The sequence below is a fragment of the Rhodoferax sp. TS-BS-61-7 genome (genome assembly GCF_002943465.1).
Lineage (GTDB): Bacteria > Pseudomonadota > Gammaproteobacteria > Burkholderiales > Burkholderiaceae_C > Allorhodoferax.
Window position 1 is genome coordinate 66,919 of record NZ_PTQY01000002.1, and the last position, 17,317, is coordinate 84,235.

The window sequence follows — 17,317 nt, forward strand, 5'->3', positions numbered from 1 at the left end:
CGTCGCTTATTTGGTCGCGTTGATGCGATCCAGCAGACCCTTGGGCCAGACCTTGGCGTAGTCAGACGTCTGGTAGGTGGTCTGCACCGATTTGCGGAAGGCGTCCACATCGGGGGTGATGACCTGCAGGCCTTCCTTCTTGAAGAACTCCACCAACTGGCCTTCTTCCTTGATGCGGTTTTCGTTGTTGTAGGCCGCGGCTGCCTGGGCGGCGGCGGTCACCTTTTGTTTTTGTGCGGTGGTCAGTGCGTTGAAGCTCTTGTTGGAGATGGCGATGAAGATGCCGTCCACCAGGTGGCTGGTCAGCACCAACTGCTTGGTCACCTCATAAAACTTGGCCGCGCGCACCGAGGGCAGAGGGTTGTCCTGGCCATCGATGGTGCCGGTCTTCAGGCCCATGTAGACCTCGCCAAAGGCCAGCGGGGTGGCGGTGGCGCCCAAGGCTTCGCCCAGGAACAGCCATTCCTTGGAGCCGGGCATGCGCAGCTTCACGCCTTTCAGGTCGGCCGGGGTCTTAACCGGTTTGGCTTCGCGCATGTTGACCTGGCGGGTGCCCAGGTACACGGTGGCCAGCGGGGTGACTTCCATTTTTTCAGACACCAGCTTGAACAGCTCGGCACCGATGGGGCCGTTGAAGATTTTTTGCTGCTGCTCGGGGTCGCGCACCACGTAACCCGCGGTGAAGATGGAGAACTCGGGCACCAGCTTGGCAATGTCAAATGCGGAAATGCTGGACAGCTCCAGGTTGCCACGCGCCATGGCGGCGGGTTCGGTGCCTTGTTTGAAGAGTGTGGCGTTCAGGTTGATCTGCACGTCAAATTCGCCTGGAGCCGTCTTTTCGAGTTGCTCTTTGAACACAGTCCACATCTTGGCGTGCCAGTCATCGGGCACGGCGGGTGTGGAGATGCGCAGCACGGTTTTGGTCTGTGCCATGGCGGGCAGGGCGCTAGCGCCCAGGGCAGCAGCAGCACCCAGCAGGGTGCGACGGTTCAGGTGGGATGTGGTCATGGTTGTGTCTCCTTTAGTTATGTCAATCTCAAATCACAGGTGGCTCAAAGCGCTACCGATGGCACGATAACCGCTGCGCACGGTTTCCAGCTCGGTGTTATCCAAGGGGCTCAGCGGTGCGCGCATGGTTAGCCAGGCGTTGTCACCGGTCTGTTCGGCCAGCATGGCTTTGTACACGCCTACAAAGGGCATGCCGGGCTTGATGGAGAGCAGCTTGAGCAGGTCCAGAATCAGCTGGGCATCGGCTGGCGCCACTTTGTCGGGGGCGCTCATCACACGTTTCATGAGGCGCGGCGCAATATTGGCCAAACCGTTGATGGAGCCGGAACCGCCTTCACACATCACGGGGGCCACATCAGGCTCAGCGCCCACCAAAATGGCCAGTTGTGGGAAAGCGCGTGCCAGCGCCAGGGAATGGGCCCGGTCGCCGCTGCTGTCTTTCACCCCCACCACCTGACCGGGGTGGCGGCGCACCAGCTCGGCAATGGCGGCGTGTGAAAAACCAAAGGTGCTCATGGCGGGGAAGTGGTAGAGCAGCAGTTTCAGGCCATCGTCCCCAATGCCGCGCACCACTTGCGACACGGCTTCAATGATGCCCGCGTCGCGCGGTTGGTTGAAGAAGAACGGCGGCATCAGCATTTGGCGGTGCACACCCAGGCGGCTGGCGTGTTGGCCCAGTTCAATCGCCTCGCCCAGCGCCAGTGCGGTGGTGGTGACGATGATCTGGTCGGCTCGAATACCTGCGCCCAGCATGGATTCGAGCAAGCCTTTGCGTTCGGCCACGGTGAAGGCCGGGCCTTCACCTGTGGTGCCAAACAGGGTGACACCGTCGCAACCGGCTTGCAGCAGGCGCTGGGCATGGGCAATGGCACGCGGGGTGTCGAGCGCGCCGTCGGTGGTGACGGGCAACAACAGGGCAGGCCAGAGGCCGTGGATATCGGGGTTCAAACGCTTCTCCTTGGGGTGTGGGGGGTGTTCCATTCGCTGCGCACCTGTTCCAGGGGCGCGTTCATCACGCGACTGCGCGCGCTACTGATGTGGTCTTCGAGCAACTCCACCGCCAGTGCGGCGTTGCGTTGGCGCAGGGCTTCGATAAAGCGCAGGTGCTCCTGCATGGCCGGAATCAATCGGCTGGGCGTGATCACGCTGTGCTCCAGCTTGATCAGGCGCACGCGCAGGCTGTTCACGCGGTACTGCTCGGAAATGATGTCGTTGCCCAGCGCGTCGACCATGCGGTCGTGCAAGCCCCAGTCCACGGCCTGGGCGTCGTCCAGCAGGGCGGTGTCGTTCAGCGCATCCGGGGCTTCGGCACGGTGCAAGATGTCGCGGTGGCTGGCCTCAATGGCGGCCAGCTCGGTCTCGCTGGCGCTGCGCACAAAGTTCAGCACCGCCTCGCGCTCAATCATGGAGCGCACCTGGAAGGCATTGCGGATCAACTTGAGGTCCACATGCGCCACCTGCAGGCCGCGCTGGGGTACGGTCTTTACCAGGCCGGCGGCTTCCAGGCGGGGGATCATCTCGCGCACGGCGCCCAGGGGCATGTCCAGCAGGGCCATCAGCTCGCGCTGCGAGATGAACTGCCCGGCGCGTATGCCGCCGTTGAAGATTTGCTGGGTGAAGCCCTGGTAGGCGCGCGCACGCTGGCTGGTGGTGTCGTCGGGGGCGGTGGCTGCAGCCTGTGTCATGACTGACATGTTAGTTAAATTTCAATGCGAAATGCATGGTGTTTACCCTTGTGCGGGGCCTTGTGGGGTGCGGGCGGGCTGTCGCCCCGGGGCGGCGATAATAGAAGGCTCTATTGACCCCACGCGCGAAGAAAACCAGACATGACCCAGCCTGTAATGAGTGTTTCCGACATTCGCAAAACCTTCCTCGACTTCTTTGCCTCAAAGGGCCACACCGTAGTGGCGTCCAGCCCGCTGGTCCCCGGCAACGACCCCACGCTGATGTTCACCAACTCGGGCATGGTGCAGTTCAAGGACGTGTTTCTGGGCACCGACAAGCGCTCGTATGTGCGCGCCGCGTCTGTGCAAGCCTGCCTGCGTGCAGGCGGCAAACACAACGACTTGGAAAACGTGGGCTACACCGCGCGCCACCACACCTTCTTCGAGATGCTGGGCAACTGGAGCTTTGGCGACTACTTCAAGAAGGAGAGTCTGAACTGGGCTTGGGAGTTGTTGACCACCGTTTACAAGCTCCCCGCTGACAAGCTGTATGCCACGGTCTACCAGGAAGACGACGAGGCCCATGCCATCTGGGAAGATATTTTTGTCAAGTCCGGCTGGACGCCTGAGCGCGTAAAGCAAGAGGGACGCATCATCCGCCTTGGTGACAACAAGGGCGGCCGCTACAAGAGCGACAACTTCTGGATGATGGCCGACACCGGCCCTTGCGGCCCGTGCTCCGAAATCTTCTATGACCACGGCGACCACATCCCCGGCGGCCCCCCCGGCAGCCCGGATGAAGACGGCGACCGCTTCATCGAAATCTGGAACAACGTGTTCATGCAGTTCAACATGGACGAGACCGGCGCCGTGACGCCGTTGCCCGCACCCTGTGTGGACACCGGCATGGGCCTGGAGCGCCTGGCCGCCATCCTGCAGCACGTGCACAGCAACTACGAGATCGACCTGTTCGACACCCTGATCAAGGCCGCGTCCCGCGAGACCGGCTGCGCCGACTTGGACAACAAGTCCCTGCGCGTGATTGCCGACCATATCCGCGCCACTGCGTTCCTGGTGAGCGATGGCGTGATCCCGAGCAACGAAGGTCGCGGCTACGTGCAGCGCCGCATCGTGCGCCGTGCCATCCGCCACGGCTACAAGCTGGGCCAGAAGACACCGTTCTTCCACAAGCTGGTCAAGGACCTGGTGCAGGTGATGGGCGCCGCCTACCCCAACATGGCGTCGCAAGAAGCCCGCATCACCGAAGTGCTGCGCGTGGAAGAAGAACGCTTCTTTGAAACCTTGGCTACCGGTATGGACATACTGGATATGTCTTTAGATTGCGAACAGGTAAAGAAGCGTCAACCGAACTTGGTCTTGGAAGGCGTAGTCCCAACTGGAGGCGGCTTTCGCTATCAGTCACTGAGTGATTCGACTGGTGAGTTGTCTAAGGCCGTGTTTGTTGTGGACGTAATCCCTGAACAAGATATTGTCGAAAAATTGGTTGAGTCATTGAGCAGCTATAAGAGCATTGACTTTGTTCCAAGAGATTGGAGGGGGCTTGTTCTGCCCGGCGAGGTGGCCTTCAAGTTGCACGACACCTATGGTTTTCCGCTGGATCTCTCGGCCGACGTGTGCCGTGAAAACGGTGTGGACGTGGACGAGGCGGGCTTCAAGGCCGCCATGGAGCAGCAAAAGGCCAAAGGCCGCGCGGCGGGCAAGTTCAAGATGGACAAGGCGCTGGAGTACACCGGCGCAGGCAACACCTTTGTGGGTTATGAGCACCTCACACAAGCTAGCAAAATCGTAGCGCTCTACGCAGACGGTACGCCGGTTGCCGAGCTCAAAGCCGGTCAAGAAGGCGTGCTGGTGCTGGACACCACGCCCTTCTATTCCGAGAGCGGTGGCCAGGTGGGCGACGAGGGCGCGGTGTTCTCCGACGCGGGCCTGTTTGAAGTGGGCGACACCCAAAAGATCAAGGCCGATGTGTTTGGCCACCACGGCATGCTGAAGACCGGCAGCCTGAAGGTGGGCGACGCAGTGACTGCCCATGTGGACGCCGCCCAGCGCGCCGCCACCCAGCGCAACCACTCGGTCACCCATTTGTTGCACAAAGCCCTGCGCGAAGTGCTGGGCGACCACGTGCAGCAAAAGGGCAGCCTGGTGAACGCCGAGCGCACGCGTTTTGACTTTGCACACAACGCACCGGTCACCGACGCGCAGGTGCAGCAGATCGAAGCTATCGTGAACGCGGAAATCCTGAGCAACGCGGCCACCCAGGCACGCCTGATGGACATTGAGGCCGCCAAACAAACCGGCGCCATGATGTTGTTCGGCGAGAAGTATGGCGAGGTCGTGCGCGTGCTTGACATCGGCAGCACCACCGAACTGTGCGGCGGCACCCACGTGCAGCGCACCGGTGATATCGGCTTGTTCAAGGTGGTGGCAGAAGGCGGCGTGGCCGCTGGCGTGCGCCGTATCGAAGGCGTAACCGGGCAGGGCGCCTTGGCCTACTTGCAAGACCTGGAAACCACGGTGAACGCCGCGGCATCCACCTTGAAGGCCCCCGTGGCTGAGCTGGGCAACCGCTTGGGCCAGGTGCTGGACCAAGTGAAGGCTTTGGAAAAAGAAGTGGCGGCCTTGAAGGGCAAGCTGGCGTCTGCCCAGGGCGACGAACTGCTCGGTGGCGCAGTGGAGATCAACGGCGTGAAGGTGCTGGCCGCCAAGCTGGACGGCGCCGATGCCAAGACCCTGCGCGACACCATGGACAAGCTCAAGGACAAACTCAAGACGGCCGTCATCGTGCTGGGCGCGGTAGATGGCGACAAGGTGCAGATCGCCGCGGGCGTGACCAACGACACCACGGGTAAGGTCAAGGCCGGTGAGCTGGCCAACTTTGTGGCCGCGCAAGTGGGCGGCAAGGGTGGTGGCAAGGCCGACATGGCCATGGCCGGCGGTACCGAGCCCGCCAAGCTGGCCGGCGCGCTGGCCAGCGTGCAGGCCTGGGTGACTGCCAAGCTATAAGTGGCTGTGGATGTGCTATCAAATAGGGAGCTGCTTGCGCATATTCCATGCGGGCTAGAGCCCTATTTGATGCATAAATGCCCATGAAACGCCGCCACCTGCTGGGCGCCTTGGGCGTGGCAAGTGTGGCGCCTTGGGCTGGGTTTGCCGCAGCCAGCCCGGGTTTTGACGTGTTGGCCTGGAACCGCCAACACACCCAGCCGCCCGTGGACTGGGTGGACCTGGAAGGCAAACGCTGGAACCTGCCTGCGCTCAAGGGCCGTGCGGTTTTGCTGAACTTCTGGGCCAGTTGGTGTGAACCCTGCCGCGCCGAGATGCCCGCACTGCAAACCCTGGCCGAACGCGAGCGCGAACGCCTGGTGGTACTCACCATCAACCTCAAAGAATCTTCCGAGGCTATCGCCCGTTTTGTGCAAAACACGGGTCTGGTTTTGCCTGTGGTGCGCGATGTACAAGGCGACACTGCCAAAGCCTGGGGTATCCGCATTTACCCCTCCACGGTGTTGATTGATTCCGACGGCCGGACGCGCAGTGTGGTACGTGGCGCGCTGGACTGGGCTGGGCCCGAGGGGGAGCGCCTTTGGCAGCCCCTGCTGCAGCCTCAGCGCGCGCGCAAGCGCTGAGCCAAGGCCAGCACCTCGGGGGCCTGCACGGCGCGCGCATCGGGCGCGCTGCTGGATTGGATGAGCCGGCGCAGGGTCTCCAGGTGTGGCATCACGGTGCCAAAAAAACGGGGCTGCGTGCCCTGCGCAATCAGGATGGTGGGAAAGTTCTCCACCTCGACCGGGTCCACCAGGTCGGCCTCGTCCTCAATATCGACCCACACAAAACGCGCGCCGGGAAAGTCGGCCTGCAGCTGGGCAAACAGCGGCTGGTACTCGGTGCAGGTGCCACACCACTGGGCACACAGGCAGGCCACCAGCAGTGGGGCGCTAGAGGTAGTTTCGGACGGGGCGGAGGCGTGGGGCATGGCGGTCGCGCTAATGACTCAAATCAATATCGATATAACAAGTCGTGGGGGTATGGAGTTTTACAATATAGGGTTTCGCCCTAGCCGAAAGTGGCTGCGGGCATTTCCCACTGACTGACCCTCACCCAAGGCCCCCATGAGTGCATTTCTGGAAGAAACAGTTTTAAGCGTACACCACTGGACAGACCGTTTGTTCAGCTTCACCACCACTCGGGATCCGGCTCTGCGTTTTTCCAACGGTCACTTCACCATGATTGGCCTGCGCCAAGACAATGGCAAGCCGCTCTTGCGCGCCTATTCCATTGCCAGCGCCAACTACGAAGAACACCTGGAGTTTTTGAGTATCAAGGTGCAAGACGGCCCGCTCACCTCCAAGCTGCAGCACATCAAGGTGGGTGACAAGATTGTGGTGGGCCGCAAGCCCACCGGCACTTTGTTGATTGACTACCTCTTGCCCGGTAAAAACCTGTACCTGCTGGGCAGCGGCACCGGCCTGGCCCCGTTTTTGAGCGTGGCACGGGACCCCGAGACCTACGAGAAATACGAGAAGGTTGTCGTGGTGCACGGCGTGCGCGAAGTGAAAGAGCTGGCTTACCACGACCTGTTCAAAACTGAGCTGCCCCAGCACGAATTCCTGGGCGAAACGGTCAGCCAGCAAATGTTGTATTACCCCACGGTGACCCGTGAAGCCTTTGAAAACCAGGGCCGTATCACCACACTGATCGAAAGCGGCAAGTTGTCTGCCGATCTGGGCCTGCCCCCGCTGGACCCGGCCGTGGACCGCATCATGATCTGTGGCAGCCCTGGCCTGAACAAAGACATGCGCGAAATCCTGGATGCCAAGGGTTTCAAGGAAGGCAACACCACCACTCCAGGCGACTACGTGGTGGAACGCGCCTTCGTGGAGCAATAAACACAGTGGCCCAAGCGGCCTGCGATTTACAGGAAAGGCCTGCTTGCAGGCCTTTTTTATGCCTGCCGGGTGTGGCTGGCGCGGTGCCGTTGGACCTCGGACGATCGCAACGCCAGGTGTTTGGTGGTCCGGCCGGCCATGCGTTTGCGCCACATGCGAAACGAGCTGGGTTTCATGTGCCTGCGCATCACATCCACCACGGCGGATTCATTCAAGCCGAATTGGGTCTCAATGGTTTCAAACGCCGTGCGGTCTTCCCAAGCCATTTCCACGATGCGCGAAACGTCAGATTCTGTCAGGGCAACTTGGGCCCGCGTCATGAGACTAGGCTCCCAGCCAGTAGGCTTAACGCCGCGATTAGTGTCAGGTGCAGACGCATGGGTAGCCAGTCGGTTAGACCATAGGCTGGGTAGCTGCGCCGGTCCACGGCCAGGCAGATACCTAGCAATAAGGCCAGCGTGACCAGGCCTTGTGCCAGTGGTAGTAGCAGCGCCACCCACGCCACCAGGCTGGGGAACACGCCCCATACAAACGGGCCGGGTTGTGGCGTGAGTGGCCCGCGCATGGCCAAGCCCCAGTGGATGGCTCCCATAAAACTGGCAATGGTTGCGCCATAGGCCAGCAGGGCCAAGGCCGCTTGGCTGCGGTAGGCGGCTGGCGCCCACCAGGCGGCCACAGCCAGCGCAATAAACGGCAGCGCACCGGCATAGCCCAGCCGGGCGGCCCAGCGCGGCAAGGGCAGGGATGTGGGGGCTGCGATCATGGGGCTTCGCCTTGTTGCAAGGCACTGGTTCCGCAGCAGCGCTCGTCGTCGTTGTCCATGGTTGCGTCCTGAAAAGCCATACATACAAAGCTTGCTTGCCACTGTGGCAGCATGCGGTGCCCGTATTTTGTGGGAAACCGCCCCCCGTGTGTCCCTGGGGGCCATTGTTGTGTGTCTGAAAGCGAGTTGAGAATGTCCGCCCTGAATGTTTTAGGCACTGCCTTGCAAGCCTGCTCGTTTGACCCGCTCACCGGGTTTTCCCGCGACGGCTGTTGCAACACCGATGCCCACGACCACGGCACCCACGTGGTGTGTGCCAAAGTTACGGCTGATTTTCTGGCGTATTCACTGCAACGGGGCAATGACCTGAGTACCCCGCGGCCCGAATACCGTTTTGTGGGGCTGCGCCCCGGCGACCGCTGGTGTCTGTGCGTCAACCGCTGGCTGGAAGCCCTGCGGGCGGGTGTGGCCCCGCCCGTGCATCTGGAGGCCACCCACGCCAAGGCCCTGGAGTCTGTGAGCCTGGAGCAACTTAAGGCCCATGCGTTGTAAACGCGTGCGTTGCCGCACCGATGGAGCCCTGTGCACATGCATACTGAGCCTATGAAACAACATTTTCTCCTGTGGGCGCTTGCCACCACCTTGGCCAGCAGCGCCGCTGTAGCCCAAGCCGACAAGTCGCCCTTGCAGCCGATAGCCTCTCTGGATGTGGCGCGCTACATGGGCACGTGGTATGAAATTGCCAAGTACCCCAACAGCTTTCAGAAAAAATGCGCCCGCAACACACGCGCCGATTACCAGGCCAAGCCGGACGGCACCGTGCAAGTGCTCAACCGCTGTGTGATGGCTGATGGCCAAACCACCGAAGCGCTGGGCGCCGCCCGCCAGGTAGGGCCTGCGGACTCCCCCAAACTGCAAGTACGCTTTGCGCCCGCGTGGTTGTCGTTCTTGCCCATGGTGTGGGGCAACTACTGGGTCATTGACCTGGACCCACAGTACCAATTGGTGGCGGTGAGCGAGCCCGAGCGCGAATACCTGTGGGTGCTTTCGCGCACCCCCACGGTGGAGCCCGCCGCTTACCAAGCCTTGCTGGCCCGCCTGGCCCAGCGTGGTTTTAAGATGACCCGTTTGGAACTGAGCCCGCAGGAGTGAGCATGATTGAAGGATTGATTGCCGGCCACCTGGTCGGCCTGGCCGAAACCCGCCAAGGCAAAAACGACAGCATGTTTGCGCTGGCCAAAGTCAAAGCCACTGCAGGCGATGGCGAGAGCCTGATCGTGAACGTGATTGCCTTTGCAGCAGAGGCCAGCGCTGCATTGATGGCGCTGGACGATGGCGATGCGGTGGCACTGGCCGGGGCGTTGACGCCCAAGGTGTGGACCGATAAACAAGGCAACACCCGGCCCGCACTGGATATGGTGGCGACGCAGGTGCTGACGGCTTACCACGCAGCGCGCAAGCAGCAAGCGCTGGGTGGGGTAGGCGACACGCCTCTCAGTCCTTAAGCTCGACCCCCAGCGTCAGTAGTTTCTTGGCATACGCATCCCGGCGCTTGGCAGCCTTGGCTGCCGTCTCTACCGCAGCCTGAATTGCCTTGGGCCCTTTGTTGGCCACCACTTTGATCAAGCCGAACTTGTGTGCAGCTTCTGCTTCCGCTCTGCGGTAGGTGGCGAGGAGATCGGTTTGGGCGGGGGAGGGGTTCACAAGTACCTTATGGGCTAAAGCGGTATTTTCTCCGGTTGCTTACGGCTTGAATCTGATTTTTGTAAAGGGCCATGCACAGGCCTTTGCCTGCTTTTTGCCGGTGCGCTGAGGCTTCAGTAGACTGTAGGCCGACATGGAATAACCCGCAAAGCGGGCGTCAAAACTTTGGTCAGTGGGAGTTTCGGGCATGGGCCACAGTCAAATGATTTCAGGTAGAACGGCTGGCGGCCTCAGACAGCTGCTGCACGAAATTCTCGCCAAGCACCTTATCAACTCTTGCGATTGCCTCCACAGCTTCGGCTGGATCAAATGAGCGTCCTTCCAGCACTGCCAATGCTTGGTTGTGCAGTGCATATGCAAGATGCGCGGCGGCACGGACCGAAGGCTCGCCATTCACGTCGCTACCCAAGTGCCCAGCTAGTAGTAGTCGCAGCTCGTACACGGCAAATGCGAGTATCTTGGTTTGATCAAGATTTAAGGTCATTGGATTGAATTTTCTGGAGTCGAAGTATTGGGGCGAAGTCTGCTGTCGCCGCGAAGCCGAGGCATCTACAGACTCGAAGCGGTCCTTTCGTGCGCTACAAAGCGGACGTTCAGTCACCGACCAGTGATGTGCTTTCTCCAGTATGCATAACCGCCAGGAAGCCAATTGAATCGAGGCAAGGGAGTTACAAGCTTTGTCTTTATTTCTTGAATGAAGCCATCCTGACCTTGGCTTAGTTCGTAGAGTTGCAGAAGGCGGTCTATTCGCCTTCCCAAAGTCCGTCTAGCACTGCCAGGCACAAAATTTCGGAATCGCCCCACACTACCTCGGACCACTCCTCGCAGCCGCTCTTTCGGCATGCGAATCAGTCGAGAGCGGTAGTGCCTCGTATTCGAAGTGATGGTTTTGTGTGGACGTCGAAGATGTCGCATTTCACGAAGCTAAAAATTTATTGGAATTTCTTTGGAAGACTGCTTCCGCCGCATATCGGCCGTCCATGCTACCCGCCCACCACCCTCGTCCCCAACTTATACGCCGGCAACCCCGCCAGCATGCGCTTCCCGTAACTCGTTTGCGTCAGCCGCTTGTCGTAGCAAATCACCTGCGCGCGGTCTTCTTCGGTGCGGATGGCGCGGCCGGTCCATTGCAGCAGCTTCACACCCGTGGCGGGGAGTACCAGTTCGTTGAACGGGTCGCGCCCCACGCTGCGTAGCCACTCGGCACGCGCTTCGTCCACCGGGTCGCTGGGCGGGGCAAACGGCAGCTTGGCGATGAACACGGTTTCGCACAGCGCGCCGGGCAGGTCCAGCCCTTCGCCAAAGCTCTGCAGGCCAAACAACACAGACGGCAAACCACTTTCCACACGTTCTGCGTGTGCAGTTAGCAGGCGCGTGCGCGACTGTGTGCCTTGCACCAGCACCATGTCCATCAAATGGCCGGGCAGGGCGTCGGTGGCGGCGCGCATCTGTGCGCGGCTGGTGAACAGCACCAGCGCGCCGCGTTTCACCTGCTCAATGTCGTCCATGAGCGCGCGCACCATCTCGGCGGTGTAGGCGTCGGCGTGTTTGGGGTCGGCTTGGGTGTGCACCACGGTCAGGCTGCCCTGGGCGCTGTAGTTGAAGGGGCTGGCCACTTCCAGCGCGGTGACATAGGGCTTGTTGGACAGTCCTGCTTCTTTGAGGAAGTAATCAAAACTGCCGCAACTGGTGAGGGAGGCGCTGGTGACGATGGCGCCGCGCACCTGGCTCCACAAAAACTGGCGCAGCAAGTCACCCGGCACGATGGGGCAGGCGTGCGCGGTCATGGTCAGGTAGCCGTTTTCGCTCTCGGCCTGCAGCCATTTGGCCAGCGGCTGTTCGCCATGTTCCAGCAGCAGTTGTGCGGTGGACACCAGGCTGCCCAGGCGCGGCGCCAGGCCACCCAGCTGCGCATACAGCTGGGCGCACAACACGGCTTGCGATGGATCGTCTTTGGCAATGGCCTTCACCTCCACCCCCAGTGCCTCCAGCGCCTTGGACAGGCCATTGGCCTGCGCGTGGATTTGTGTCACCGGCTCATGCAATGCGTCGGGTAAAACCCCGTTGGCAAAGCGCAGCGTGCCGTCGTTGCCTTCGCCGCGCGCGTTCTGACCGGTGTGGGCCCACACCAGGTCCATGGCAATGCGGGCCAGGGTGGTCAGTGCGCCTTTGAGCTGGCTGGTCACGGTTTGCACGTCTTCGCCCACATGCAGTGCCAGCTTGCCGGCCACCTCGTTCATGGCCTTGGGCAGCTTGTCCAGCCAGCGCAGGTTGCTCAGGTCCATGGCGTTGGAGAACTGGTCCAGCGCCACGGCGGGCAGGTGGTGGCCTTCGTCAAACACCACCAGGCAGTTGTCCAGGTCGGGCAGGGTCTTCATGCCCAGGCTGGCCAGCACCAGGTCGTGGTTGGCGACGATGACATTGGCCTCGGCCAGCTTGGTGCGGGCGTTGTAGTAGCTGCACTCCTTGTAGCGCGGGCAGTGGCGTGCGGTGCAGGTGTGGCGCTCGGCGGCCACGGCCGACCAGTCGCGCGGGTCGGGTGTGTCGGGCAGGGTGTCGCGATCGCCGTCCCAGCTCACCACGGCCAGCTTGTGCGCCATGCTTTCGTACAACGATTGGCGGCGTTCTTCAATGGCTTCTTGCGACAACGCCGACACCTTGGGCTGCGGCATGTCGTCGTCAAACATGTCGTCCTCGGCCGCGCCACTGCCCACCAGGCGTTCCAGCTTCACCTTGCAGACGTAGCGCCCGCGGCCCTTGGCCAGCGCGTAGGCAAAGGGCTGGTCCATGCTGCGGGCCAGGGCGGGCAGGTCCTTGGTCATCAGCTGCTCTTGCAGGGCCACGGTGGCGGTGCTGATGATGACGCGCGTCTTGCGCTCCAGTGCCATGGCGATGGCGGTACTGGCATAGGCCGCGCTCTTGCCCACACCGGTACCGGCCTGGATGACGGCAATGGCCTTGGTGGGGTTGGGGTGCTCGCCAATATCGGCCTGGGCCAGCGTGGCGGCCACGGTTTCGGCCATCTGGTGCTGGCCGGGGCGGCGCCTAAAGCCACTGGTGCTGCCCACCACGGTCTCGAAGGCGTGCAGGGCGTGCTGGGCCAGGGCGGCGCTGGCGGGCGGCAGGGAGGAAAAGTCGGACAAACGGGGGGACCTTCAGCGCGGGGGAGGGCTGAATATACAGGCAGCAGGGATAATCGGGCCTGCGCCACCCCGGGGTACTTTGTGTTACGCCGTACGCGCCGCCTTTTCATCCACCCGGAGATCTCTGTATGACCCCCGTTACTTCTTCTGCCCCCGTGGCTTCCCGTGTGGCTTCGCGCCGTAAATTTATGGCCAATTCGGCTGTAGCCCTTGTAGGTACTGCGCTACCTGCTATCAATTTTGCACAATCGGCCAGCATGGCCGAGCGCCAGTTCAGCCCCAAGCCGGGCGCGTGGCGCACCTTTGAGGTCACCACCCGCGTGGACATTGCCAAGCCCCAGGGCGCGACCCGCCTGTGGCTGCCCATTCCCTCGGTCAACAGCGACTGGCAAAAGTCACTGGAAAGTAGCTACCAGACCAACGGCACGGCCCGCATGGAAGACGACAACACCTATGGCGCACGCATGCTGTACGTCGAGTTTGCCGCCGACCAGGCCAAACCTTTTGTGGAGCTGACCAGCCGCATCCAGACCCAGAACCGGGCTCAGGACTGGAGCCAAAAGTCTGCCCCGGCTGAAGACGCCGCCAGCCTCAAGTACTGGACCCAACCGACCAGCCTGCTGCCCACCGACGGCATTGTGCGCACCACGGCCTTAGAGGCCACCCGCGGCGCCAAGACCGATGTGGAGAAGGCCCAAAAGCTGTTTGACTGGATCGTGACCAACACCTACCGCGAACCCAAGGTGCGTGGCTGTGGCGAAGGCGACATCAAGACCATGCTGGAAACCAACAACCTGGGCGGCAAGTGTGCCGACCTGAACGCGCTGTTTGTGGGCCTGTGCCGCTCCGTTGGTATCCCCGCGCGCGATGTGTACGGCCTGCGCGTGGCGCCCAGTGCCTTTGGTTACCGTGAGCTGGGCGGCAACTCTGCCAGCCTCAAGGGGGCACAACACTGCCGTGCCGAGGTCTACCTCAAGGGCCATGGTTGGGTGGGCATGGACCCGGCCGACGTGGCCAAGGTGATGCGCCAGGAAACCCCGGAGTGGATCAAGACCGCCAAGAACCCGCTGGTAGCCCCGGTGAACAAGGGCCTGTTTGGTGGCTGGGAAGGTAACTGGATGGCCTACAACGTGGCACATGATGTAGCACTGCCCCAGTCCACCAGCCCCAAGCTGGGCTTCTTTATGTACCCCGCGGCCGAGACTGCCGCGGGCCGCCTGGACTCTTACGCGCCGGACGACTTCAAGTACCAAATCAGCGCCAAGGAAATCGCGGCCTGAACGGCCTGACGATTGGCCCCACACTCTGCCTATGCCCCAGCCCCATGCCCTGATTGATTTTGGTGACCCGCACCACACCGCAGCCCCGCTGCGGCTGGCGTTTGGGCCGCCCGACCAGGTGCTGGTGGCGCATGCGGTGGACGAGGTGGCCGCCGTGCTGGCGCAGGTGGACGCGCTAAGCCGCCAAGGACGCTGGTGTGTGGGTTATGTGCGGTACGAAGCGGCACCCGCGTTTGACGCGGCGCTGCAGGTGCATGCGGCCGACGGGCCGCTGGCCTGGTTTGGCGTGCACACGCAGCCCTTGCCAGACGTCTTGCCCGCCAGTGCCGCCGAGCCCACGGTGGTGTGGGGCGGTGGCGTGGAGCGTGTGGTGTTTGACCAGAACATGGCAGAGATCCATCGGGCCATTGCGGCGGGAGAGCTGTACCAGGTCAACTACACCGCGCCACTGCAGGCCCCATTTGCGGGCAGTGCGCTGGCCTATTTTCAGGCGCTGCGCCGCGCCCAGCCACGGGCCTACAGCGCTTTCATCGACGCCGGGACCGAGCAGGTGCTCTCGGTCTCGCCCGAGTTGTTTTTTGACTGGGATGGCACGCACATCCTGAGCCGCCCCATGAAGGGCACCGCCGCACGTGGCGCCACGCCCGAGGACGATGCCGCCAACGCCGCGAACCTGCGCAACACCCCCAAAGAGCGGGCCGAGAACGTCATGATCGTGGACCTGATCCGCAACGACCTGTCCCGCCTTGCGCAGCCGCACAGCGTGAAAGTGCCGCGTCTGTTCCATCTGGAGGCGCTGCCCACCGTGTGGCAAATGACCTCGGACGTGGAGGCGAAGACGCGCCCCGGCACCACGCTGCTGGACGTGTTTACAGCGCTGTTTCCCTGCGGCTCCATCACCGGTGCGCCCAAGGTTCAGGCCATGCGCATGATCAAGGCCCTGGAACCCGACCAGCGCGGTGTGTACTGCGGCGCGGTCGGCGTGGTGCGACCGGGCGGCCACGCCACCTTCAATGTGGCGATTCGCACCGTCACCGTGAAGGGTAACGCGGCGCGCAGTGGCATTGGCAGTGGCATTACCTTTGATGCGCAGGCCGAAGGTGAGTGGAACGAGTGGCGTAGCAAACGTATGTTTCTGGAGCGCGCCAGCCAACCGTTTGAGTTGCTGGAAACGCTGGCGCTGCGCGACGGTGTGTTGCCGCACGTCGATTTGCACCTGAACCGAATGGCCGGAGCCGCGCAGCACTTTGGCACACCGTGGGACCGGCAGCGGGCACTGCAAGCCTTGCAGACTCTGGCCACCACCCACCCCAAGGGCCCGTACCGTGTGCGCCTGCTGTTGCCAGCCCACGGGCATTTTCAGGCCCAGGCCTTTGCGCTGGTGGACACGCCCCAGCCTGTGCGGCTGCAACTGGCCGGTGCACCTATGGCCGATGCGCACAGTGAGTTTGTGCGTTTCAAAACCACACGCCGCGCCCACTACGACGCGTTCACGCCCAGCGATGCCACCGTGTTTGACACCGTGCTGTTCAACGCGCAGGGCGAGGTGACGGAGTGCACACGTGGCAACATCGCCGTGTTGCTGGATGGCCGCTGGGTCACACCGCCGCTGGCCTGTGGCCTACTGCCCGGTATTGGCCGTGCGGTGCTTTTGCAAAGCGGCCGCGTGAGCGAGGCCGTGGTGCGGGTGGAGGACTTGCAGCGTGCGCAGGGCCTGGCGTTTGTCAACAGTTTGCGAGGCTGGCTGAATGCCGAGTTGGTGGCCTCCTAAGGCGCTCTGCGCGCTGTTGCTGCTGCTTGGTGCCGGCGTCTGCGCACAGGTGGCAGGCCATGGTGCCAAACGTGTGTTGGCGGCAGACCTGGGCCTGGTGGTTAACCAGGCCGACCCGTATTCGGTGGCGGTGGGCGACTACTACATGCGCCAGCGGGGGCTGGATGCCAGCCAGGTGCTGGTTGTAGACCTGCCCGTGAAACCCGTGCTCAGTGCGGCCGAGTTTGAGCCGCTGCAAGCGCAACTCAAGGCCGCCTTGGGTGGCAAGACCCGTGCATTAGTGCTTGCCTGGACCCAGCCCTATGCGGTGGAGTGCAATGGCATCACCGCTGCCGTCACCCTGGGCTTTGACCCCGAGGTGTGCAAAAACACCTGTGCCCCCAGCAAGCCCTCGCCCCTGTTCAACCGGGTGCTCACCCCCGCGCATACGGAAGAGGGCCTGCGCCCCTCCATGCTGCTGGCCGCCCGCAGCGTGGAGAGTGCCAAGGCGCTGATTGACCGTGGCCTGGCTGCCGACCAGCAGCTGGGCAAGCGCGGTGTGCCACTGGCCCACGCCGTATTTGTCTCCACCCTCGACAAGGCGCGCAATGTGCGTGCACCCCTGTTTCCTGTGGCTGCGATGGTGCCTGCGTTGGGCCTGCAGATTGACCGCGTGGACAGCAGCCAGGCCGAGCCCTTGCCCCGTGTCATCCTCTACCAAACCGGCAGTGTGCGTGAGGAGCACATGGCACGCATCGCCTGGCTGCCGGGCGCGCTGGCGGATCACCTCACCTCATTCGGCGGACAGCTGCTCCACGCACAGGGCCAGATGAGTGTGCTGGACTGGCTGGAGGCTGGCGCCACGGCAAGTTATGGCACGGTGAGTGAACCCTGTAACCACCTGCAAAAGTTTCCCCACCCCGCCTTGCTGCTGGCGCACTACGCCCAGGGCGCCAGTGTGCTGGAAGCCTACTGGCGTAGCGTGGCCTGGCCCGCACAAGGCGTGTTCGTCGGCGAGCCGCTGGCCGCCCCCTTCGGGCGCTGAGGCACACAAAAAAGGGAGCTAAAAGCTCCCTGTGTTGGTAAGCCCGAGAGGGC

General features: G+C 62.4%; 18 protein-coding genes. 9 read left to right on the plus strand and 9 right to left on the minus strand.

The features are described from left to right. Positions 1-6 precede the first annotated feature (6 nt). Genes C5F53_RS06125 through C5F53_RS06135 form a run of 3 tightly spaced genes read right to left on the minus strand, consistent with a single transcriptional unit; the run spans position 7 to position 2,693 of the window. Complete coding sequence (locus C5F53_RS06125; protein ID WP_105260496.1) at positions 7-1,008, minus strand: sialic acid TRAP transporter substrate-binding protein SiaP; 1,002 nt, start codon at positions 1,006-1,008, stop codon at positions 7-9. A gap of 33 nt (positions 1,009-1,041) precedes the next feature. Next, positions 1,042-1,956 (minus strand): dihydrodipicolinate synthase family protein, encoded by a 915-nt coding sequence (locus tag C5F53_RS06130; RefSeq protein WP_161499891.1) that lies wholly within the window; start codon positions 1,954-1,956, stop codon positions 1,042-1,044. Beyond that, the gene (locus C5F53_RS06135) at positions 1,953-2,693 is read right to left on the minus strand and encodes a GntR family transcriptional regulator (RefSeq protein WP_105260498.1); all 741 of its coding nucleotides are present in this window, start codon (positions 2,691-2,693) and stop codon (positions 1,953-1,955) included. Before C5F53_RS06135 ends, C5F53_RS06130 begins: the two co-directional genes overlap by 4 nt. Before the next feature lie 156 nt (positions 2,694-2,849). Between C5F53_RS06135 and alaS the strand changes: the two genes are divergently transcribed. Then, entirely contained in the window at positions 2,850-5,696 is a 2,847-nt protein-coding gene (gene alaS, locus C5F53_RS06140) for an alanine--tRNA ligase (RefSeq protein ID WP_105260948.1), read from the plus strand. An 83-nt stretch (positions 5,697-5,779) separates the two neighbouring features. Then, on the plus strand, positions 5,780-6,319 hold the full coding sequence (locus tag C5F53_RS06145) for a TlpA disulfide reductase family protein (protein WP_161499892.1): 540 nt from the start codon (positions 5,780-5,782) through the stop codon (positions 6,317-6,319). On the opposite strand, the gene C5F53_RS06150 is transcribed toward C5F53_RS06145, so the two are convergent. Further along, positions 6,298-6,666: a thioredoxin family protein gene (locus C5F53_RS06150; RefSeq protein WP_105260500.1), complete on the minus strand. Its 369-nt coding sequence runs from the start codon at positions 6,664-6,666 to the stop codon at positions 6,298-6,300. The genes C5F53_RS06145 and C5F53_RS06150 overlap by 22 nt on opposite strands. A gap of 136 nt (positions 6,667-6,802) precedes the next feature. Here C5F53_RS06150 and C5F53_RS06155 point away from each other — a divergent pair, with 136 nt between their 5' ends. Then, positions 6,803-7,579: a ferredoxin--NADP reductase gene (locus C5F53_RS06155; protein WP_105260501.1), complete on the plus strand. Its 777-nt coding sequence runs from the start codon at positions 6,803-6,805 to the stop codon at positions 7,577-7,579. Between the two features lie 56 nt (positions 7,580-7,635). Here C5F53_RS06155 and C5F53_RS06160 read toward each other — a convergent pair whose 3' ends face one another. Next, positions 7,636-7,899: a TIGR03643 family protein gene (locus tag C5F53_RS06160; RefSeq protein ID WP_105260502.1), complete on the minus strand. Its 264-nt coding sequence runs from the start codon at positions 7,897-7,899 to the stop codon at positions 7,636-7,638. Beyond that, positions 7,896-8,342, minus strand: a complete 447-nt coding sequence (locus C5F53_RS06165; protein WP_105260503.1) for a DUF3429 domain-containing protein — start codon at positions 8,340-8,342, stop codon at positions 7,896-7,898. The genes C5F53_RS06160 and C5F53_RS06165 overlap by 4 nt, the downstream gene beginning before the upstream one ends. Positions 8,343-8,534: 192 nt before the next feature. Here C5F53_RS06165 and C5F53_RS06170 point away from each other — a divergent pair, with 192 nt between their 5' ends. From C5F53_RS06170 to C5F53_RS06180, 3 genes are read left to right on the plus strand one after another with little or no spacing between them, the layout of a single operon-like run. Beyond that, entirely contained in the window at positions 8,535-8,894 is a 360-nt protein-coding gene (locus C5F53_RS06170; RefSeq protein ID WP_105260504.1) for a DUF2237 family protein, read from the plus strand. A gap of 51 nt (positions 8,895-8,945) precedes the next feature. Further along, positions 8,946-9,494 carry a lipocalin family protein gene (locus C5F53_RS06175; RefSeq protein ID WP_105260505.1) on the plus strand — a complete coding sequence of 183 codons (549 nt, stop codon included), beginning with the start codon at positions 8,946-8,948 and terminating at the stop codon, positions 9,492-9,494. Positions 9,495-9,496: 2 nt separating this feature from the next. Beyond that, on the plus strand, positions 9,497-9,847 hold the full coding sequence (locus C5F53_RS06180) for a single-stranded DNA-binding protein (RefSeq protein ID WP_105260506.1): 351 nt from the start codon (positions 9,497-9,499) through the stop codon (positions 9,845-9,847). On the opposite strand, the gene C5F53_RS06185 is transcribed toward C5F53_RS06180, so the two are convergent. From C5F53_RS06185 to dinG, 3 genes are all read right to left on the minus strand, one after another. Further along, positions 9,837-10,046, minus strand: a complete 210-nt coding sequence (locus C5F53_RS06185; RefSeq protein ID WP_105260507.1) for a hypothetical protein — start codon at positions 10,044-10,046, stop codon at positions 9,837-9,839. The genes C5F53_RS06180 and C5F53_RS06185 overlap by 11 nt on opposite strands. 208 nt (positions 10,047-10,254) lie before the next feature. Then, the gene (locus C5F53_RS06190) at positions 10,255-10,530 is read right to left on the minus strand and encodes a hypothetical protein (protein ID WP_105260508.1); all 276 of its coding nucleotides are present in this window, start codon (positions 10,528-10,530) and stop codon (positions 10,255-10,257) included. Positions 10,531-11,029: 499 nt separating this feature from the next. Further along, complete coding sequence (gene dinG, locus C5F53_RS06195; RefSeq protein ID WP_236635268.1) at positions 11,030-13,189, minus strand: ATP-dependent DNA helicase DinG; 2,160 nt, start codon at positions 13,187-13,189, stop codon at positions 11,030-11,032. A gap of 128 nt (positions 13,190-13,317) precedes the next feature. On the opposite strand from dinG, the gene C5F53_RS06200 reads away from it, so the two are divergent. Genes C5F53_RS06200 through C5F53_RS06210 form a run of 3 tightly spaced genes read left to right on the plus strand, consistent with a single transcriptional unit; the run spans position 13,318 to position 17,264 of the window. Further along, positions 13,318-14,469: a transglutaminase family protein gene (locus C5F53_RS06200; RefSeq protein ID WP_105260509.1), complete on the plus strand. Its 1,152-nt coding sequence runs from the start codon at positions 13,318-13,320 to the stop codon at positions 14,467-14,469. Between the two features lie 31 nt (positions 14,470-14,500). Further along, entirely contained in the window at positions 14,501-16,240 is a 1,740-nt protein-coding gene (gene pabB, locus C5F53_RS06205; RefSeq protein ID WP_105260510.1) for an aminodeoxychorismate synthase component I, read from the plus strand. Next, entirely contained in the window at positions 16,218-17,264 is a 1,047-nt protein-coding gene (locus tag C5F53_RS06210) for a TIGR03790 family protein (RefSeq protein ID WP_105260511.1), read from the plus strand. Before pabB ends, C5F53_RS06210 begins: the two co-directional genes overlap by 23 nt. Positions 17,265-17,317: the final 53 nt, after the last annotated feature.

Bases quoted from the DNA above. Each gene is read 5' to 3' on its own strand.
- C5F53_RS06125 (WP_105260496.1), bottom strand. From the start codon at position 1,008: ATGACCACATCCCACCTGAACCGTCGCACCCTGCTGGGTGCTGCTGCT.
- C5F53_RS06135 (WP_105260498.1), bottom strand. From the start codon at position 2,693: ATGACACAGGCTGCAGCCACCGCCCCCGACGACACCACCAGCCAGCGT.
- alaS (WP_105260948.1), top strand. From the start codon at position 2,850: ATGAGTGTTTCCGACATTCGCAAAACCTTCCTCGACTTCTTTGCCTCA.
- C5F53_RS06145 (WP_161499892.1), top strand. From the start codon at position 5,780: ATGAAACGCCGCCACCTGCTGGGCGCCTTGGGCGTGGCAAGTGTGGCG.
- C5F53_RS06150 (WP_105260500.1), bottom strand. From the start codon at position 6,666: ATGCCCCACGCCTCCGCCCCGTCCGAAACTACCTCTAGCGCCCCACTG.
- C5F53_RS06155 (WP_105260501.1), top strand. From the start codon at position 6,803: ATGAGTGCATTTCTGGAAGAAACAGTTTTAAGCGTACACCACTGGACA.
- C5F53_RS06160 (WP_105260502.1), bottom strand. From the start codon at position 7,899: ATGACGCGGGCCCAAGTTGCCCTGACAGAATCTGACGTTTCGCGCATC.
- C5F53_RS06165 (WP_105260503.1), bottom strand. From the start codon at position 8,342: ATGATCGCAGCCCCCACATCCCTGCCCTTGCCGCGCTGGGCCGCCCGG.
- C5F53_RS06170 (WP_105260504.1), top strand. From the start codon at position 8,535: ATGTCCGCCCTGAATGTTTTAGGCACTGCCTTGCAAGCCTGCTCGTTT.
- C5F53_RS06175 (WP_105260505.1), top strand. From the start codon at position 8,946: ATGAAACAACATTTTCTCCTGTGGGCGCTTGCCACCACCTTGGCCAGC.
- C5F53_RS06180 (WP_105260506.1), top strand. From the start codon at position 9,497: ATGATTGAAGGATTGATTGCCGGCCACCTGGTCGGCCTGGCCGAAACC.
- C5F53_RS06190 (WP_105260508.1), bottom strand. From the start codon at position 10,530: ATGACCTTAAATCTTGATCAAACCAAGATACTCGCATTTGCCGTGTAC.
- C5F53_RS06200 (WP_105260509.1), top strand. From the start codon at position 13,318: ATGACCCCCGTTACTTCTTCTGCCCCCGTGGCTTCCCGTGTGGCTTCG.
- pabB (WP_105260510.1), top strand. From the start codon at position 14,501: ATGCCCCAGCCCCATGCCCTGATTGATTTTGGTGACCCGCACCACACC.
- C5F53_RS06210 (WP_105260511.1), top strand. From the start codon at position 16,218: ATGCCGAGTTGGTGGCCTCCTAAGGCGCTCTGCGCGCTGTTGCTGCTG.